General features: G+C 66.2%; 16 protein-coding genes and 1 rRNA gene. 12 read left to right on the top strand and 5 right to left on the bottom strand.

Features of this window, described 5'->3' with window-relative positions; translation table 11 throughout:
• The first annotated feature begins 159 nt into the window (after positions 1 to 159).
• Positions 160 to 276: ribosomal RNA gene (gene rrf / locus AAE021_RS09200) — 5S ribosomal RNA — on the top strand.
• A 647-nt stretch (positions 277 to 923) separates the two neighbouring features.
• On the opposite strand, the gene AAE021_RS09195 is transcribed toward rrf, so the two are convergent.
• A complete protein-coding gene (locus AAE021_RS09195; protein WP_342022051.1) occupies positions 924 to 2,153 on the bottom strand; it encodes a hypothetical protein in 1,230 nt (409 codons plus the stop codon).
• A 6-nt stretch (positions 2,154 to 2,159) separates the two neighbouring features.
• Between AAE021_RS09195 and AAE021_RS09190 the strand changes: the two genes are divergently transcribed.
• The 10 genes from AAE021_RS09190 to AAE021_RS09145 all read left to right on the top strand — a co-directional run bounded on the left by AAE021_RS09190 (position 2,160) and on the right by AAE021_RS09145 (position 12,228).
• Positions 2,160 to 3,011, top strand: coding sequence for a hypothetical protein (locus AAE021_RS09190; RefSeq protein ID WP_342022050.1), 852 nt, complete (start codon positions 2,160 to 2,162; stop codon positions 3,009 to 3,011).
• Positions 3,012 to 3,015: 4 nt separating this feature from the next.
• The gene (locus AAE021_RS09185) at positions 3,016 to 4,014 is read left to right on the top strand and encodes an HAD-IIA family hydrolase (protein WP_342022049.1); all 999 of its coding nucleotides are present in this window, start codon (positions 3,016 to 3,018) and stop codon (positions 4,012 to 4,014) included.
• A 38-nt stretch (positions 4,015 to 4,052) separates the two neighbouring features.
• Entirely contained in the window at positions 4,053 to 4,259 is a 207-nt protein-coding gene (locus AAE021_RS09180; protein ID WP_342022048.1) for a hypothetical protein, read from the top strand.
• A gap of 4 nt (positions 4,260 to 4,263) precedes the next feature.
• Entirely contained in the window at positions 4,264 to 5,157 is an 894-nt protein-coding gene (locus AAE021_RS09175; RefSeq protein ID WP_342022047.1) for a TlyA family RNA methyltransferase, read from the top strand.
• Positions 5,158 to 5,221: 64 nt separating this feature from the next.
• On the top strand, positions 5,222 to 6,196 hold the full coding sequence (locus AAE021_RS09170) for an NAD kinase (RefSeq protein WP_342022046.1): 975 nt from the start codon (positions 5,222 to 5,224) through the stop codon (positions 6,194 to 6,196).
• Complete coding sequence (gene recN / locus AAE021_RS09165) at positions 6,193 to 7,920, top strand: DNA repair protein RecN (RefSeq protein WP_342022045.1); 1,728 nt, start codon at positions 6,193 to 6,195, stop codon at positions 7,918 to 7,920. The genes AAE021_RS09170 and recN overlap by 4 nt, the downstream gene beginning before the upstream one ends.
• A 30-nt stretch (positions 7,921 to 7,950) precedes the next feature.
• Complete coding sequence (locus AAE021_RS09160) at positions 7,951 to 9,645, top strand: CTP synthase (RefSeq protein WP_342025357.1); 1,695 nt, start codon at positions 7,951 to 7,953, stop codon at positions 9,643 to 9,645.
• A 5-nt stretch (positions 9,646 to 9,650) separates the two neighbouring features.
• Positions 9,651 to 10,319 carry an NUDIX hydrolase gene (locus tag AAE021_RS09155; protein ID WP_342022044.1) on the top strand — a complete coding sequence of 223 codons (669 nt, stop codon included), beginning with the start codon at positions 9,651 to 9,653 and terminating at the stop codon, positions 10,317 to 10,319.
• 350 nt (positions 10,320 to 10,669) lie between these two features.
• Positions 10,670 to 11,701 (top strand): site-specific tyrosine recombinase XerD, encoded by a 1,032-nt coding sequence (gene xerD / locus AAE021_RS09150; RefSeq protein WP_425362473.1) that lies wholly within the window; start codon positions 10,670 to 10,672, stop codon positions 11,699 to 11,701.
• The gene (locus tag AAE021_RS09145; RefSeq protein ID WP_342022043.1) at positions 11,698 to 12,228 is read left to right on the top strand and encodes an 8-oxo-dGTP diphosphatase; all 531 of its coding nucleotides are present in this window, start codon (positions 11,698 to 11,700) and stop codon (positions 12,226 to 12,228) included. Before xerD ends, AAE021_RS09145 begins: the two co-directional genes overlap by 4 nt.
• A 90-nt stretch (positions 12,229 to 12,318) precedes the next feature.
• On the opposite strand, the gene AAE021_RS09140 is transcribed toward AAE021_RS09145, so the two are convergent.
• Entirely contained in the window at positions 12,319 to 12,795 is a 477-nt protein-coding gene (locus AAE021_RS09140) for a DUF4188 domain-containing protein (protein ID WP_342022042.1), read from the bottom strand.
• Between the two features lie 75 nt (positions 12,796 to 12,870).
• On the opposite strand from AAE021_RS09140, the gene AAE021_RS09135 reads away from it, so the two are divergent.
• Positions 12,871 to 13,656, top strand: coding sequence for a MerR family transcriptional regulator (locus tag AAE021_RS09135; RefSeq protein WP_342022041.1), 786 nt, complete (start codon positions 12,871 to 12,873; stop codon positions 13,654 to 13,656).
• A 159-nt stretch (positions 13,657 to 13,815) separates the two neighbouring features.
• Here the strand turns inward: AAE021_RS09135 and AAE021_RS09130 are convergent, their stop codons facing one another.
• Genes AAE021_RS09130 through AAE021_RS09120 form a run of 3 tightly spaced genes read right to left on the bottom strand, consistent with a single transcriptional unit; the run spans position 13,816 to position 17,425 of the window.
• Positions 13,816 to 14,949, bottom strand: a complete 1,134-nt coding sequence (locus AAE021_RS09130) for a bifunctional 2-methylcitrate synthase/citrate synthase (protein ID WP_342022040.1) — start codon at positions 14,947 to 14,949, stop codon at positions 13,816 to 13,818.
• A 51-nt stretch (positions 14,950 to 15,000) separates the two neighbouring features.
• Positions 15,001 to 15,906, bottom strand: a complete 906-nt coding sequence (prpB, locus tag AAE021_RS09125; RefSeq protein ID WP_342022039.1) for a methylisocitrate lyase — start codon at positions 15,904 to 15,906, stop codon at positions 15,001 to 15,003.
• Position 15,907: 1 nt separating this feature from the next.
• Positions 15,908 to 17,425: an MmgE/PrpD family protein gene (locus tag AAE021_RS09120; RefSeq protein WP_342022038.1), complete on the bottom strand. Its 1,518-nt coding sequence runs from the start codon at positions 17,423 to 17,425 to the stop codon at positions 15,908 to 15,910.
• Between the last annotated feature and the right edge of the window lie 21 nt (positions 17,426 to 17,446).

Raw genomic sequence — 17,446 nt, 5'->3', positions numbered from 1 at the left:
CACCACCACACCCTTGCGGGTTCTGGTGTGCCGTATAATTACAGTTATAACTTCGCTTTGAAACACTCAATGTCGTTATTGGTTTTGTGTGTTTTGTTGTGACCATTGTTTTCCCCTCACCCTGAGGTTTGTTTGTTGGGGTGGTGTGGGTGGAAGGGTTACGGCGGTCATAGCGTGGGGGAAACGCCCGGTCCCATTCCGAACCCGGAAGCTAAGACCCACAGCGCCGATGGTACTGCATCCGGGAGGATGTGGGAGAGTAGGTCACCGCCGGACAATATTTACGGTTGAAGTTTTGACCGGTTGTTCAGAGAGTAAGGCCCGTACCAGTGATGGTGCGGGCCTTACTTGTTTAACCAGGGCTTTCTTTCCCACGGGATGGCCGTCATTTTCTTTTCCGCGGGATAGCCGAACGCGGGATGGCCGAACTGCGTGTCCCGGGGCTGGGTGCAGTGCTGGCTGCCATCTCGGCGGAGAGCCGCGCGGCGCGGGCGGGCCGGCATCGCACTCGCCAGGTCCCTAAGTCCCCTGGTTTTTCCTCGCCAAGGGAGGGAGGGGAGAGATTGCTTACAGGAACGGCACTGAGTGGTGCGACTCCTCATTCGATGGCGCCCCAAGCCGTGCGGCTTCTCTGGACGGCTGGATTCAGCTCTTCGGATCCTTCCCAGGTGGGCAGTCTCACCTAATCAAGATACGCATCTAGGCATGGGGCGACGATGATCGGACTAGCCTGCACTAGAATTGGCTTGTGCCCGGTTTGGGCCCCACAAACTTTTGAATCAACTTTATATATCCATAGTGACGAGCGACTGCAGTAAATTCCGTTGGTCGGCTCACGACGAGAGGAACTCACCAGCATGTCAGAGCAAAATAACAGGGATCAGCGCGGTAGTGAAGGAAACAACGCAGCCGGAAGCAGCTCGTCAAACCGCCCGCCCACAAATGACCGAAACGCCCCCAAGCGTTTTGAGGACCGCAAGCCCTCCTTCGGAGGCCGTCCGGCTCGTGATGGTGAGCGTAAGTCCTTCGGCGATCGTGGAGCTTCTTCGCAGCGTAAGCCCTTCTCCAAGGACGGGAAACCCTCCTTTAACGACCGTCCGGCACGCAGCGATGACGACCGTCGTCCGGCCCGGGACGGAGAGCGCAAGCCCTTTGGCGACCGTGGGGATCGTAAGCCGTCCTTCGGTGACCGTCCGGCTCGTGATGGTGAGCGTAAGTCCTTTGGCGACCGCGGGGATCGTAAGCCTTCGTTTGGTGGCGATGATCGTCGTCCTCCCCGTGATGGTGAGCGTAAGTCGTTCGGTGATCGTGGAGACCGTAAGCCGTCCTTCGGTGACCGTCCGGCCCGGGACGGAGAGCGTAAGTCCTTTGGCGACCGCGGGGATCGTAAGCCTTCGTTTGGTGGTGATGATCGTCGTCCTCCCCGTGATGGTGAGCGTAAGTCGTTCGGCGATCGTGGAGACCGCAAGCCTTCGTTTGGTGGCGATGATCGTCGTCCTCCCCGTGATGGTGAGCGTAAGTCCTTTGGTGATCGCGGGGATCGTAAGCCGTCCTTCGGTGACCGTCCGGCTCGTGATGGTGAGCGTAAGTCCTTTGGTGATCGCGGGGATCGTAAGCCGTCCTTCGGTGACCGTCCGGCTCGTGATGGTGAGCGTAAGTCCTTTGGTGATCGTGGCGACCGCAAGCCTTCGTTCGGGGATCGTAAGCCCTCCTTTGGCGGCGATGATCGTCGTCCTCCCCGTGATGGTGAGCGTAAGTCCTTCGGTGACCGCGGTGACCGCAAGCCGTCCTTCGGTGACCGTCCGTCCCGTGGTGGCGATGACCGCCGTCCGGCACGCGACGACCGCAAGCCGTCCTTCGGCGACCGTCCGGCCCGGGACGGGGAGCGCAAGTCCTTCGGCGACCGCGGAGACCGCAAGCCTTCGTTCGGGGATCGCAAGCCGTCCTTCTCGAAGGACCGCCCGGCCCGCGGCGAGGATGCACCCGTTGTCGAGCGCAAGCACAACGCCCGCGACCTGCGCAGCGCAAACCGCCCGGACCGCGAGCGTTCGCCCGAAATTGATGAGGACGTCACAGGCCAGGAGCTGGACAAGGTAACCCGCGCCCAGCTGCGCGTCCTGGAGGAAGTCAGCGGTGAGTGGGTCTCCAAGCACCTGGTCATGGCCGGCCGCCTGATTGACGACGAGCCGGAGCTGGCCTTCCAGCACGCCCTGGCAGCCAGCCGCCGCGGCGGACGCATGGCAGCAGTCCGCGAAGCAGTGGCCCTGACCGCCTACGCCTCCGAACACTTCGGTGAAGCCCTGCGCGAGTTCCGCACTTACCGCCGGATCAGCGGCTCCAACGCCTACCTGGCCATGATGGCTGACTGCGAACGCGGCCTCGGCCGCCCGGACCGTGCCCTGGACATCGCCCGCTCGGACGAAGCCAAGGAACTGGACATTGCCGGCCAGGTCGACATGGCCATCGTTGCCTCGGGTGCCCGCATGGACATGGAGCAGTACGACGCCGCCGTGACCGCCCTGGAAATCCCGCAGCTGGACAAGAACCGCGCGTTCTCCTTCAGCCCGCGCCTGTTCCGCGCCTACGCTGACGCCCTGGAGCTGGCGGACCGGAACGCCGAAGCCGAGCAGTGGCGCAACCGAGCCCTGCTGGCCGAGAAGGCCCTCGGGGTTGGCGAGTTCGCCGAGCCGGACATCTTCGACCTGGTTGGCGACGACGAGGAGAAGCCGGCCCGGGCCCGCCATGGCCGCGAAGACCGCGACGAGCGTTCGGGTGAAGAGCGGTCCGAGACGCCGTTCGCCGCTCCTGCCGAGACCGTCACAGTTGTCAACGACATGGACCTGAGCGACGACGTCGACGTCCTGCCCTCGGATGAGCAGGAAGGCGTGATCGGAGTCCTCGAAACCGAGGAAGAAGACGACAACACCGCCGAACTAAACGATGACGGCAACGACAACGACGAGTTCTCCGCCGACGCGCCGACCGGCGACGCTGACGAGGAACGCGCGTAGCACCATGGCGGACACATCGCTGATTGCCGGGTACGACGCCGTCCTTTCCGATCTGGACGGCGTCGTGTACGCCGGCCCGCACGCCATCCCGGGAGCCGTTGAGGCCCTGCAGCGCCTTGAGGGCGCGGGAGTGCAGCTGGCTTACGTCACCAACAACGCGTCGCGCTCCTCCGAAACGGTGGCAGCGCACCTGCGCGAGCTGGGCGCCCCGGCAACAGCGGAAACCGTGTTCGGCTCGGCTCAGGCCGGGGCCGAGCTGCTGGCCGGCCAGGTGCCGGCCGGCGCCACGGTCCTCGTGACCGGAAGCGTCTGGCTGACCGAGCAGGTCCGTGAACAGGGTTTGGTTCCGGTCCACTCCGCCGATGACCACCCCGACGCCGTCATCCAGGGTTTTGACCCCGGGCTCGGCTGGAAGGACCTGGCCGAGGCAGCGTTCGCGGTGGCACGCGGCGCCGTGTGGGTTGCCACCAACACCGACATGTCCATTCCCCAGGCCCGGGGGATCGCTCCCGGAAACGGAACGCTGGTGGCCGCCGTCGCGGCAGCCACCGGCAGGACACCGATGGTGGCTGGCAAGCCGGAAGCTCCGCTGTTCCTGACGGCTGCGCGCCATCTCGGCGCCCAAACGCCGCTCGTGGTGGGCGACCGCCTGGACACCGATATCCTCGGCGGCAACAACGCAGGCTTTGCGACCGCGATGGTCCTCACCGGCGTCGACACGCCGCAGACCGCGCTGGCCGCCCGCACAGCGGAGCGCCCCACCTATCTGCTGGCCGACCTGGACGCCTTGTACGCGCCGTACCCGGTCATTGAGGCCAGCGACGGCGGGTATGCCTGCGGCAGCGCCACGGCCCGGGTATCCGGGGACACCCTGGAGATCTCCGGCGACAGCAGCAATCTGGACAGCTGGCGCGCCGCCTGTGCCGCATGGTGGAGCGCGCGCCCGGACGAGCAAAATGCCACCGCGCCCGTGCTCAGCTGGACTGTCACCCCCGGCGGATAAGCTGGGTGTCAATCGTCAACCAAGGAGGGGACAGCCGCATGATGGAGAAGACCAGCCAAGCGTCCCCGGCCGAAAATCCGTGGCCGCAGGAGCATATTCACACCGCGGATCCTGCCGTGAATTCCGTCCTGGAGCAGCTCGGCACACTTGCCGGAATACCCGTCTCCAACCATCAGGGCGTCTATACGGCGCTGCATGATGCCCTGCTGGCTGAATTGAACACCGACCCGTCAGAGGAGCGCTGAAAAAGTGGCAAGACTGGACCAGGAGCTGGTGACCAGAGGGCTGGCCCGCTCCCGGACCCATGCGGCCAAGCTGATCGCGGCGGGCCGGGTGGCCCGGGCCGGCGTGCCGCTGGGCAAGGCTTCGGCCACGGTCAGTGGGGAAGACCCGCTGTCAGTGCTCGACGACGGCGTCCCCGACTACGTCAGCCGCGCCGGCCACAAGCTGGCCGGTGCCCTTGACGCGTTTCCCCAGGTTCAGCCTGCGGGGATGCGCTGCCTGGACGCCGGAGCTTCCACCGGCGGGTTCACCGACGTCCTGCTCCGGCGCGGCGCCGAGCGGGTGGTGGCCGTCGACGTCGGACACGGCCAGCTGGTGGACGCGCTGCGCGAAGATCCCCGGGTCGATGTCCATGAAGGGCTGAACGTCCGGTACCTTGACCCCACGGACATCGGCGGTCCGGTGGACCTCACCGTCGCCGATCTGTCCTTCATTTCGCTCACCATGGTGATCGGTCCGCTCGCAGCAGCCACGCGCCCCGGCGGCAGCCTGCTGCTGATGGTCAAACCTCAGTTTGAGGTTGGCCGTGAGAAGCTGGAGAAAGCCGGCGTTGTCACGGATCCCCAGAAGCACCGGATGGCGGTGATGCGCGTTGTGTCCGCTGCGGCTGCGGAGAACCTCGGCATTGCGGGTCTGGCCCGCAGCCCGCTGCCGGGACAGAACGGCAACGTTGAGTTTTTCCTCTGGCTGCGGGTACCGGAACCGCACCAACAGGCGCCGGCGGCCGCGGACGATGCACAGGCCGAGCTGCACCGTTTGGTGGAATCGGCCTTTGACGGGTTTGATGGAGCCGGAACAGACCCGGCACCGGAACAGCTTGCAGGCGAGGTTAACCCCACGGGGAGTGACCGCAGAAACTGACGGCAGACAACTGACGACGGAGTCCCCATCAGCTCCTCCGGGGGCGGAACAGGATGTTACAGACATGAGCAGACGGATACTTGTGCTGGCCCACACCGGCCGGCAGGCTGCCATGACTGCCGCCCAGGAAGCCTGCACACAGCTGCACGCCTCCGGCCTGACACCGGTCATGCGCCGGCGGGACCTGGAGGACATCCAGGCCGTTTACGGCGTGCTGACCGCACCAACCGAAATTCTGGGTGAAGATGTCGCCCTCGACGATGTGGATCTGGGCATGGTGCTCGGGGGAGACGGCACCATCCTGCGCGCAGCCGAGCTGGTCCGCGGCACCAGCGTCCCGCTGCTGGGCGTAAACCTGGGCCACGTGGGATTCCTGGCCGAGAGCGAACGCGCCGACCTGGCACAGACGGTGCACTGGGTGGTGGAACGCGCCTACACGGTCGAAGAGCGCATGACCATCGACGTCGTCGTGTGGTTCGAGGACCGGATGATCGCGCACACCTGGGCTCTGAACGAAGCAGCGATCGAGAAGGCAGACCGCCAGCGCATGCTCGAAGTGGTGGTTGAAGTCGATGCCCGGCCGATCAGCTCCTTCGGCTGCGACGGAGTTGTCCTGGCCACTCCCACCGGCTCCACTGCGTACTCCTTCTCCGCCGGCGGTCCGGTGGTCTGGCCGGAAGTTGAAGCCCTCCTAATCACGCCGATCAGCGCACACGCCCTGTTCGCCCGGCCCCTCGTCGTCGCGCCCACCTCAATCCTGGCCGTGGAAATCCTGACCCGGACCGACGCCGCCGGAGTGCTCTGGTGCGACGGAAGGCGCAATGTCGACCTGCCGCCGGGAGCCCGCGTGGAAGTGACCCGCTCGGACACTCCCGTCCGCCTGGCCCGCACCCACGCCACGCCCTTCTCCGAACGCCTGGTCCGCAAGTTCCAGCTGCCCACCCAGGGCTGGCGGGGACCCGCCTCAGCGCCCGGGGACCACTCGGAAAGCGTGGAACTGACCCGCCGCACGGCCGACAGTGGAGGCATGGCCACATGATCGAAGAAATCCGTATCCGCGACCTCGGCGTCATCACCGACGCCACACTGGAGCTGGGACCCGGTTTCACCGTGGTCACCGGTGAGACCGGCGCCGGAAAGACCATGGTCATCACCGCACTCGGCATGCTCCTGGGCGCCCGGACCGACGCCGGAGCGGTTCGCACCGGAGCCAAAGCCGCACTGGCCGAGGCACTGGTGCGCCTGCCTCCGGAGAACGCGGCGGTGTCCCGGGCCGAAGACGCAGGCGCCGAGCTGGAAACGTATGACGGCGTCACCGAGCTGATGCTGGCCCGCACCGTTAACGCCGCCGGCCGAAGCCGGGCGCACGTGGGTGGACGCTCTGCTCCGGTGGGAGTGCTCGCCGAAGTGGGCCAGCATTTGGTGGCAGTGCACGGGCAGTCGGATCAGCTTCGGCTCAAGAGCGCAGCGGCTCAGCGGGAGGCACTGGACAAGTACGCCGGGCCGCCCCTGGCCTCAGCACTGTCCTCCTACAAAGCCGGCTATACCCGCTGGCGGGCCGCCGTGACCGAGCTGTCCACGCTGCGCGACCAGGCCCGGGAACGCCTCCGGGAAGCGGAATACCTCGCGGCGTCGCTGGAGGAAATCGATGCCCTGGAGCTGTTGCCGGGCGAAGACGAAACCCTCAAGACCGAAGCCACCCGGCTGAACAACTTCGAGGAACTGCGCACCGCAGCCGTTGGCGCGCACTCGGCCTTGATTGCCGGTGACTTTTCCGACGGCTCCGACGCCACCTCACTGGTGGACAGCGCCAAACGGCAGCTGGAACTCGCCGGAGAGCACGATCCGGCGCTGGCCGACTCCGCCAAGCGGCTCGCCGAAGTGGGCTACATCCTGGCGGACATCGCCACCGAACTGGCCAGCTACAGCGCATCCCTCGAGGGAGACGGCCCGGAACGGCTGGCTGAGGTGGAATCCCGGCGGGCGGACATCTCGGCCCTGATCCGCAAGTTCGCCCCCTCCGTGGACGAAGTCCTGGCGTGGGCGGACGCCAGCCGCATCCGCTTGGCGGAACTGGGGGACGACAGCACCCGCATCGAGGCGCTGGAAGCCGAGATCACCGAACTGCAGGCAACTCTCACGGCAGACGCGGCGGAACTGACCAAACTGCGCACCGAAGCGGCGGCAGACCTTGCCCGGCGGGTCAGCGACGAGCTGTCCGCCCTGGCGATGGCCGACGCCAACCTCCTCATCGAGGTCACTCCCGTCGAGGAGCTCAGCGTGCACGGGGCGGACGCCATCACGTTCCTCCTCCAGCCGCATCCCGGCGCGCCGGCCCGTCCGCTGGGCAAGGGCGCGTCCGGCGGTGAGCTGTCCCGGGTCATGCTGGCCATTGAGGTGGTCCTGGCCGCTGTTGATCCGGTGCCAACCTTCATTTTCGACGAGGTCGACTCCGGTGTGGGCGGCAAGGCCGCCGTCGAAATCGGCCGCCGCCTGGCCATGCTGGCACAGCACGTCCAGGTCATTGTGGTCACACACCTTCCGCAGGTGGCGGCGTTTGCCGATCATCACATCAGGGTCATCAAGATGTCAGCGACGGGGGATGATGGAAGCGGCGTCACCGCCAGCGACGTCACCGTTCTGGATGATGCCGAGCGGATCAAGGAACTTGCCAGGATGCTCGCAGGCCAGGAGGACTCCGAGTCCGCCCGGGCCCACGCCGTCGAACTCCTGGCCGCGGCAGGACATCCGCCGCATGAATAACCCGATAAATTCCAAGTGCTTCTACAAAAGGTGATAGGCTCGAACTCCGTGGTGCAGCGATCAAATTCCAGGTTTCCCAAGTCGTCTTCTACGACAAAACACATCTTCGTCACCGGTGGCGTGGCGTCCTCACTCGGTAAGGGACTGACAGCGTCAAGTCTCGGCCATCTGTTGAGGTCGCGCGGCATAGCGGTGACCATGCAGAAGCTCGATCCCTATCTCAACGTGGATCCGGGCACAATGAACCCCTTCCAGCACGGCGAAGTCTTCGTGACCGACGACGGCGCCGAGACTGACCTCGACATTGGCCACTACGAGCGTTTCCTTGACGAGAGCCTCGACGGCTCCGCCAACGTAACCACCGGCCAGGTCTACTCGACGGTCATCGCCAAGGAACGCCGCGGCGAGTACCTCGGTGACACCGTCCAGGTCATTCCGCACATCACGGACGAGATCAAGCGCCGGATGCGCCTGCCCTCCGAGGCGAAGAAGACCCCCGACGTCATCATTACCGAAATCGGCGGCACGGTTGGCGACATCGAGTCCCAGCCCTTCCTGGAAGCCGCACGCCAGGTGCGCCAGGACATCGGCCGCAACAACGTCTTCTTCCTGCACGTTTCGCTGGTTCCGTACATCGGCCCGTCCCAGGAACTGAAGACTAAGCCGACCCAGCACTCCGTGGCTGCCCTGCGGTCCATCGGTATCCAGCCGGACGCCATTGTCATCCGTTCGGACCGCCCGGTGCCGGACGCCATGCGCGCCAAGATCGGCCGCATGTGCGACGTTGACGTGGACGCCGTCGTTGGCTGCCCGGATGCCCCGAGCATCTACGACATCCCCAAGACGCTTCACTCCCAGGGCCTGGACGCGTACATCGTCCAGCACCTGGACCTGAAGTTCAAGGACGTCAACTGGACCAAGTGGGACAAGCTCCTCGAGGTTGTCCACAACCCCAAGCACCACGTTGACGTTGCCCTCGTGGGCAAGTACGTGGACTTGCCCGACGCCTACCTCTCCGTCACCGAAGCACTGCGTGCCGGCGGCTTTGCCAACAAGACCAAGGTCAACATCCGCTGGGTGCCCTCGGACGAGTGCGCAACTCCGGAAGGCGCCGCCCAGGCCCTCGCCGGTGCGGACGCCATCTGCGTTCCCGGCGGCTTCGGCATCCGCGGCCTTGAAGGCAAGCTCGGCGCCCTGACCTACGCCCGGGAAAACATGGTGCCCACACTGGGCCTGTGCCTCGGACTGCAGTGCATGGTCATCGAGTACGCCCGCAACGTTGTTGGCCTGGAAGGCGCGTCCTCCTCGGAGTTCGAGCCGGACACCAAGTACCCGGTCATCGCCACCATGGCGGAGCAGAAGCAGATTGTCTCCGGCGAGGGCGATATGGGCGGCACCATGCGCCTGGGCCTGTGGGACGCAAAGCTCGAAGAGGGCTCCGTAGTTGCCAAGACGTACGGCAAGACGGCAGTGGCTGAGCGCCACCGCCACCGCTACGAGGTCAACAACCAGTACCGCGACCAGATTGCCGAGGCAGGCCTGTCCTTCTCCGGCACCACGGTTGACGGCGGACTGGTGGAATTCGTTGAACTTCCGGCCGACGTGCACCCGTACTACGTTTCCACGCAGGCGCACCCGGAGCTCAGCTCCCGCCCCACGCGCCCGCACCCGCTCTTCGCCGGTTTGGTGAAGGCTGCCCTGGCGCGCCAGAACGGCAAGGGCTAACACCCATGAGCGAGACCAGAGGGTTCGCCGACGAGCAGAGTCCCCGCCGCCTGCTGGATTCCTCCGTGGAATACACCGGGCGGGTCTGGGATGTGGTCAGCGAGAAGTTCCAGCTGACCGACGGCGGCGAACCCCTGGTCCGCGACTACATCCGCCACCCCGGCGCGGTGGCCATCCTGGCACTGAACGACGCCGGCCAGGTACTGCTGATCAACCAGTACCGGCACCCGGTGCGGATGACCCTGTGGGAGATTCCCGCGGGACTCCTGGACATCGAGGGCGAGGACTTCCAGGTCGGAGCCGCCCGGGAACTGGCCGAAGAGGCCGATATCCAGGCCAGCGAGTGGAATGTCCTGACCGACCTGTTCCTCTCGCCCGGCTCCTCCCGTGAAGCGCTGCGCATTTACCTTGCCCGCGGCATTTCCGAGGTGCCCGAGGCCGACCTGCACGAGCGCACCCACGAGGAAGCGGAAATCCGCACCATGTGGGTGGACCTGGACGACGCCGTTGAAGCGGCACTGCAGGGCCGGCTCCACAGCCCGTCGGCAGTGGCCGGAATCCTGGCCGCAGCAGCGGCCCGGCCGTCCGGTTACGCTAACCTGCGGCCGGGCAACGCGCCCTGGCCCGAACATCACTCCCAGCACTCCACCTGGCCGCAGGGCCCCGTTCTTTAGGACTGAAGACCGCTATGGCCGCCTCCGATCTACCTGCCGGCGGACACTCTCCTGCTCCGGCGTCTCCGGCCGGGCCGGCGCCTTCCGCGCCGCAGCTTCCGTCCACTGCGCCTTCTAAAGACACTGCGCCTTTCAACAAGGCGGTGGCCTTCAACGACGCCGCGCCCTTCAACGACACGGTGGTCTTCGACTTCTCGTCCCTGAACAAGACGCTCCGGCTCGATTCCCCGGCCGAGCTGCTGCGTGCAGCCCTCGCCGAGGATAAGGCCGCAGGCCAGGGCGCCGGCACCGTGACATCCCCGGTGGCTTCCAAGCCCGCCACGGCACCCAAGATGGATCCGGCGCTGAAGATGGACCCGGAACCGAAGACGAATCCGGCGCCGAAGACTCCGGCTCCCAAAAAAGCGCCCGCACCCAAGGGCCCGTCCGCCTCCGACGAGCTGCGGGCCACCGCCGTCGGCCGCGCCATCGGCGGCTACCTGCAGCACATGGCAGTGGAGCGGGGACTGGCAGTGAACACGCTTGATGCTTACCGGCGCGACCTGCTGCGGTATGCCCGCTTCCTTGCGGCGCGAGGCGTCGAGGACGTTGCCCGCATCTCCCGCCACGACGTGACCGCCTTTGCGCAGTCCATCGTGGAAGGCTCCGACGGCGCCTCAGCCCTGAGCATGCGTTCAGCCGCGCGGACCGTCGTCGCTGTGCGGGGCCTGCACAAGTTCTGGGCCCTGGAGGGCCTGACCACCACTGACCCCGCCGCTGATGTCCATCCGCCCTTGCCCGGCAAGCGCCTGCCCAAAGCGATCAGTGTCAGCGAAGTGACGCGGATCCTGGAAGCGGTATCCACGGAGACGCCCACCGGCCTGCGGGACCGCGCGCTCCTGGAGTTCCTGTACTCCACCGGAGCCCGGATCAGTGAGGCCGTGGGGCTGGATATTGACGACCTGTCCCTGGAGCGCATTCCGGCCAACGGCCCGGACGTGGTGCGGCTCTTCGGTAAAGGCTCCAAGGAGCGCCTGGTGCCGCTGGGTTCCTACGCCGCCCGGGCTCTTGACGAATACCTGGTGCGGGGCCGGCCGGCCGCCTCGGCGAAGGGCAAGGGAACTCCCGCCCTGTTCCTGAACGCCCGCGGCGGACGGCTGAGCCGCCAGAGTGCGTGGACCATCCTGAAGAATGCCGCGGAAAAGGCGCAGATTGGGCGGGATGTATCCCCGCATACGCTGCGGCACTCGTTCGCCACTCACCTGCTCGAGGGTGGGGCGGATGTCCGCGTGGTCCAGGAGCTGCTGGGCCACGCCTCGGTGACCACCACTCAGGTCTACACGCTGGTTACCGCCGAAACCCTGCGCGAGGTCTACGCTGCCGCGCATCCACGCGCGCTGTGAGTCCCGAAACCGGCGGGTCCGCCGGGGATGCACGTGAACCGGTGCTGACCCGGGCTGTTCCCGTGGTCCTGTGCTTCCTGATGCGGGAGACCCCGGAGTGCGGCACCGAAGTCCTGATGGGCCTGAAGCAAACCGGCTTCGGCGCCGGACGGATCGTCACCCTGGGCGGCCATGTGGAACCGGGGGAGAGCGCCGCGCAGGCGGCCGTGCGTGAAGTCTTTGAGGAGTCCGGAGTTATCGTGGCTGAAGCGGACCTTGAGCACGCCGGCACTATCGAGTTTGTTTTCCCGGGCCGCCCGGAGTGGGACATGTCCACCGTGGTGTTCCGGTCGCGGGCCTGGGTCGGCGACCCGGCGCCGTCGGCGGAAATCGTTCCGGCCTGGTATCCGGTGGACGGCGTGCCGTACCCGCAGATGTGGCCTGACTCGGCCCTCTGGATGCCCGAGGTCCTCGCCGGACGCGGTTTCAACGCCGTCGTTACCCTGGCCGATGACAACGAGAGTGTCGCCGGCATCGTCTTCTCCTGACGCTTGCGCGGGTTCCCACTCTCCGTTGCTGGTGGGGCGGATGGGGTCGCACCAGCACCGGCAGGCAACAGAGACTGGGAGCCTGTGCAGCTAGCCCCGGGCCGGACCCAGACGGTCCGCGGCGCGGCTCTCGGCTGTCACCGGCACGGATGTTGTTGCCTTGGCAAGTCCCACGGCGGGCATGCCAACGTACATGGACTCGGCCCGGTCCACCACATAGGTCTCATGCCAGATACCCACGCCGCCCGGAGATTTGCGGGCAGCCCGGTTGAAGGCGGCCCAGGCCGGACGGTGTGCGGCGTCGGTCTGGCTGGCATAGGCATACAGCTGCTCGGTGCTCTTCCAATGCTGGATCACCAGCGGGCCTCCCGCACCGAGGGTGAGCCGGTATCCCAGCAGGCCCGAGTCCGGATCTTCGGAGAGCTCTGCGAGCATCCGCGGCATGGCGTTGAAAGCCGGCAGCCACAGATCCGGCCGCCAGGGTCGGTTGATCCGCATGCCGATCAGGAAGACCACGAGCGGCCCGCTGTGCACATGGGTCATTCGGTGCGGAAAGATGCGAGCCATAACGGCTCCTTCCGAATTGGATAGTAATGCTATCCACGGTAGAGAGTTACACTATCCAGCACAAGGGGGTTGGTGATGAGAATTTCGGAGCTGGCGGCTGAGACGGATATCCCCGTAGCCACCATCAAGTACTACCTGCGGTCCGGCCTGCTGCACGACGGGCGTTTGACGGCGCCACGGCAGGCCGAATACGACGCCGCGCATGTCTCGCGGCTGCGGCTGATCCGGGCGCTGCTGGGACCGGGTGATCTGTCAATTGCCGCCGCCGGAAAGGTGCTGGAGCAGCTGGACAACCCGCCGGAATCGGCCCACAACCTGCTGGGAGCGGCGCACCACGCCGTGGGTTCCTTTCCCGACATGGACGGAGGCCATCCGCGGGCCGACGCACTTCTGGAAGCCTGGGGATGGCAGATTGATCCCGAGGACAACGACGCCCGGTCGCGGCTGGAGCTCGCACTGCGCGGGCTGGAGGACGCCGGGTTTGAACCACCCTCCGAATTTCTGGACATGTATGCGGCTGCCATGCGGGACGTGGCGTCACGGGAACTGGAGCGGGTGCCCTTCGACACGCCTGCCGATGCCCTGCGGTACGTCGTGCTGGGAACGGTCCTGATTGAACCGCTGCTGCTGGCGCTGCGCCGGCTGGCGCACCAGGACGCGTCGAACCGGATTTTTGCGGCCGTTCCCGCTCCGGCGCAACCGGCGTCCGAACCGGACCCGGACGCCAAGCTGCCGTCCGAACCGGACTCGGACGCGGAGCCGCTGTCCGAACCGGACTCGTACGCCAAGGGGACCGTACCGGAGCCGAACGCAGAGTGGACCTCGCCACTGGACCTGGATGCAGAGCGGACCCCGGAGTAGGCGGCTTTAATATTCCCTGCGAGCTCTGCGAGCACGGAAATTTCGTTGCCGCCGTTCCGGGGCCCGCGCAGCGCCCAACCGGCCCGCGGGGTCCGTCCGGCAGCACAACGCCCGCCGCGGTACCTCCTGCGGCGGGCGTTGGGTTCAATCGGCCGGAGCTTAGCCCACGTGCCGTTCCTCGGGGCCGTCGTAGGCGCTGAGGGGACGGATCAGGGAGTTGGCTTCCAGCTGTTCCATGATGTGCGCGGTCCAGCCGGTGATCCGGGCGGCCACGAACAGCGGGGTGAAGGTGGGCGTGTCAAAGCCCATCAGGTGGTACACCGGGCCAGCGGGATAGTCCAGGTTGGGCAGGATGTTCTTCCGCTCGCCCATGGCCGACTCCAGCGCGTTGTACAGCTCGCCAAGGTCCGGACGGTCATAGTGCTTGACCATCTTGTCCAGTGAAGCCTTCATGGTGGGCACCCGCGAGTCGCCGTTCTTGTAGACGCGGTGGCCGAAGCCCATGATCTTCTTCTTGTCCGCCAGTGCGGCGTCCAGCCATCCGGCTGCGTGCTCGGCGACGTCGCCCTCGCCGGCGCTGGCGGTGATCTCCTCGAACGTGTGCATCACGGCCTCGTTGGCGCCGCCGTGCAGCGGACCCTTGAGGGCGCCGATGGCTCCGGTGACCGCTGAGTGCAGGTCAGAGAGCGTGGACGTGATGACGCGCCCGGTGAACGTGGAGGCGTTGAAGGAGTGCTCCGCGTACAGGATCATCGAGACGTTGAATGCCTCCACCACCTCGGGAGCTGCCTCTTCGCCGAACGTCATCCACAGGAAGTTCGCGGAGTAGTCCAGGTCATCGCGGGGCTCCACCAGGTCTTCGCCGCGGCGGCGGCGCTGATCGTACGCAACGACGGCGGGCATCGCAGCAAACAGGCTGACCGACTTTTCCATGTTGGCCTGCAGCGAGGAATCGTCGGCTTTCCCATGCTGTGCGCCAAGCACGGATGCTGCCGTGCGGCAGACATCCATGGGATGGCAGGTCAGCGGCAGGGCATCAATGACTGCCTTCAGCTCGGGGGAGAGGGCGCGCTGGCTCCGCTCGCCCTCGGTGAACTCGGCGAGCTCCTCCGTGGAGGGCAGCTCGCCGTTCCACAGCAGGTAGGCAACCTCTTCGAAGCTGCAGTGTGCGGCCAGCTCCTGAACCGGGTAGCCCCGGTACAGCAGCGAATTGGTTTCCGGGTTGACCTTGGAGATCTTGGTCGTGTCAACGAGGACACCGGCCAGTCCCTTGTGGATCTTTTCATCTGTCATTGAAAGACTCCTTTGTCAGGTGGTTGGGTTGCGGTGCTTTCAGCGGCTGCTTCAGTGCTGGCCCGGGACCTGAAAGTTGAAGACGGAAGTGTCGAAGCGGTTATAGGCTTCATAATCCACCAGATCGTACAAACGTGCACGCGTCAGCATGTTCGGCACATCTTCCTGCTGGGTGCCCTTGGCCTTAATGGTGTCCAGGGTCCGCTCAGCGGCGCCCATGGCACTGCGCAGCAGGGTGACCGGGTAGATGACCATGTTCACGCCCACCGAGGCCAGTTCCTCATAGGTAAACAGGTCGCTCTTGCCGAACTCGGTCATGTTGGCCAGGATCGGCACGTCGACGGCGGAGCGCATGGCGGCGAACTCCTCCAGCGACTTCATCGCCTCGGGGAAGATGGCGTCCGCTCCGGCGTCCACCAGGGCGCGTGCCCGGTCCTGGGCGGCCTCGAGGCCGTCCACGGCGCGGATGTCGGTGCGGGCCATGATGAGGAAGTTCGGGTCCCGGCGGGCATCGGCTGCTGCGCGGATGCGCTTGGTGGCGGTGTCCAGGTCCACGACGTTCTTGCCGTCCAGGTGGCCGCAGCGCTTGGGATTGAACTGGTCCTCGATGTGGCAGCCGGCCAGGCCGGCGTTTTCCAGTTCCTGGATGGAACGGGCCACGTTCATCGGCTCGCCGAAGCCGGTGTCGGCGTCCACGATGGCGGGCAGGTCCGTCATCCGGGCAATCTGTCCGGCGCGGGTGGCAACCTCGGTGAGGGTGGTCAGGCCGATGTCCGGCAGGCCCAGGTCATTGGCGAGGACCGCGCCGGAGATGTAAACGCCGTCGAACCCTTTTTCCTCGATCAGGCGGGCCGAGAGTGGGTTGAAGGCACCCGGGAACTGCTGCAGGGTGCCGGAGGCCAGTCCTTCGCGGAAGGCGATCCGCTTGGCTTCGGGGGTTACGGAGGAGTACAGCATGTTAGAAGAGTCCCTTCGGGGCGTTGGCCGGGTCAATGACGCCGTCGGCTGCGGTGATGTTCAGGGCATCCAGCTCGCCGGCGGCCAGTTCGGGCAGGCGCTGGACGGTGGCCAGAAACCGCTCGATTTCCGCTTCGGAAACCAGGCCGGCGGCCAGGGTGCGGAACTTGTTGATGTACTGCTCGCGGGCAAACGGCTTGGCGCCGAGCGGATGGGCGTCGGCGACGGCGATTTCGTCAGTGATCTCGGTGCCGTCGGTGAGGATGATGGTCACCCGGCCGCCGAAGGCCTTCTCGTTGATGTCCAGCGAGTGGTAGCGGCGGGTCCATTCCGGATCCTCCACGGTGGTGACCTTGTGCCACAGCTCCACGGTGTCCGGACGGCCGGCGCGCTCGGGGGCGTAGGAATCCACGTGGTGCCAGGCGCCGTCCTGCAGGGCGACGGTGAAGATGTACGGGATGGAGTGGTCCAGCGTCTCGCGCGAGGCGGTCGGGTCGTACTTCTGCGGATCGTTGGCACCGGAGCCAATCACGTAGTGGGTGTGGTGCGAGGTGGCGATGAGCACGCTGGCCACCTTGGAGGCGTCGGCAGCCTCCGGGTGTTCGCGGTGGATTTTGCGGGCCAGGTCGATCCAGGCCTGGGCCTGGTACTCGGCGGAGTGTTCCTTGGTGTAGGTGTCCAGGATGGCGCGCTTGGCTTCGCCGGCCTCGGGCAGCGGGACTTCGTAGGCGGCGTCGGGGCCGTCCAGCATCCAGGCGATGACGCCGTCCTCACCCTCGTAGATGGGGGTGGGGGAGGTCTGTCCGCGCATCGCGCGGTCCACGGCTTCCACGGCCATCTTGCCGGCGAACGCGGGGGCGTGTGCCTTCCAGGTGGAGATCTCGCCCTTGCGGGACTGGCGGGTGGCGGTGGTGGTGTGCAGGGCCTGGCCAACGGCCTGGAAGATGGTGTTGACGTCGAGGCCCAGCAGGGTGCCGATGCCGGCGGCGGCGGACGGGCCGAGGTGGGCCACGTGGTCGATCTTGTGCTTGTGCAGGCAGATGGCCTTCACCAGGTCCACCTGGATCTCGTAGCCGGTGGCAATGCCGCGGATCAGGTCAGCGCCGGAGGCGCCGGTGTGCTGTGCGACGGCCAGCAGCGGCGGAATGTTGTCGCCGGGGTGGGAGTATTCGGCGGCGAGGAAGGTGTCATGGTAATCCAGCTCGCGCACCGCCACGCCGTTGGCCCAGGCGGCCCATTCCGGAGAGGTCCTGTTCTCGACGCCGAACACGGCGGCGCCCTTGCCATGGGCTGAGGGCGAGAAGGACAGGGCCTGGGCGCGGGCGGCGACAATGGGTGCCCGGTTCAGGGAAGCGATGGCCACCGACGCGTTGTCGATGATGCGGTTGATGACCATGTCCGTGACCTCGTCGGTCACGGCGACGGGGTCGGCAGCGACCTCCGCAATCTTGTAGGCCAGCTGGTCTTCGCGGGCCAGGTTCTCGTCGCTGCGGTGGACCCGCACCTTGTGGAGATTCATGTTGTGTCCTTTCGGGACGGT

Source organism: Arthrobacter citreus, from assembly GCF_038405225.1.
Lineage (GTDB): Bacteria > Actinomycetota > Actinomycetes > Actinomycetales > Micrococcaceae > Arthrobacter_B > Arthrobacter_B citreus_A.
Note: the sequence above shows the minus strand (reverse complement) of the source record. Positions and strands in the feature narration are given on the sequence as shown.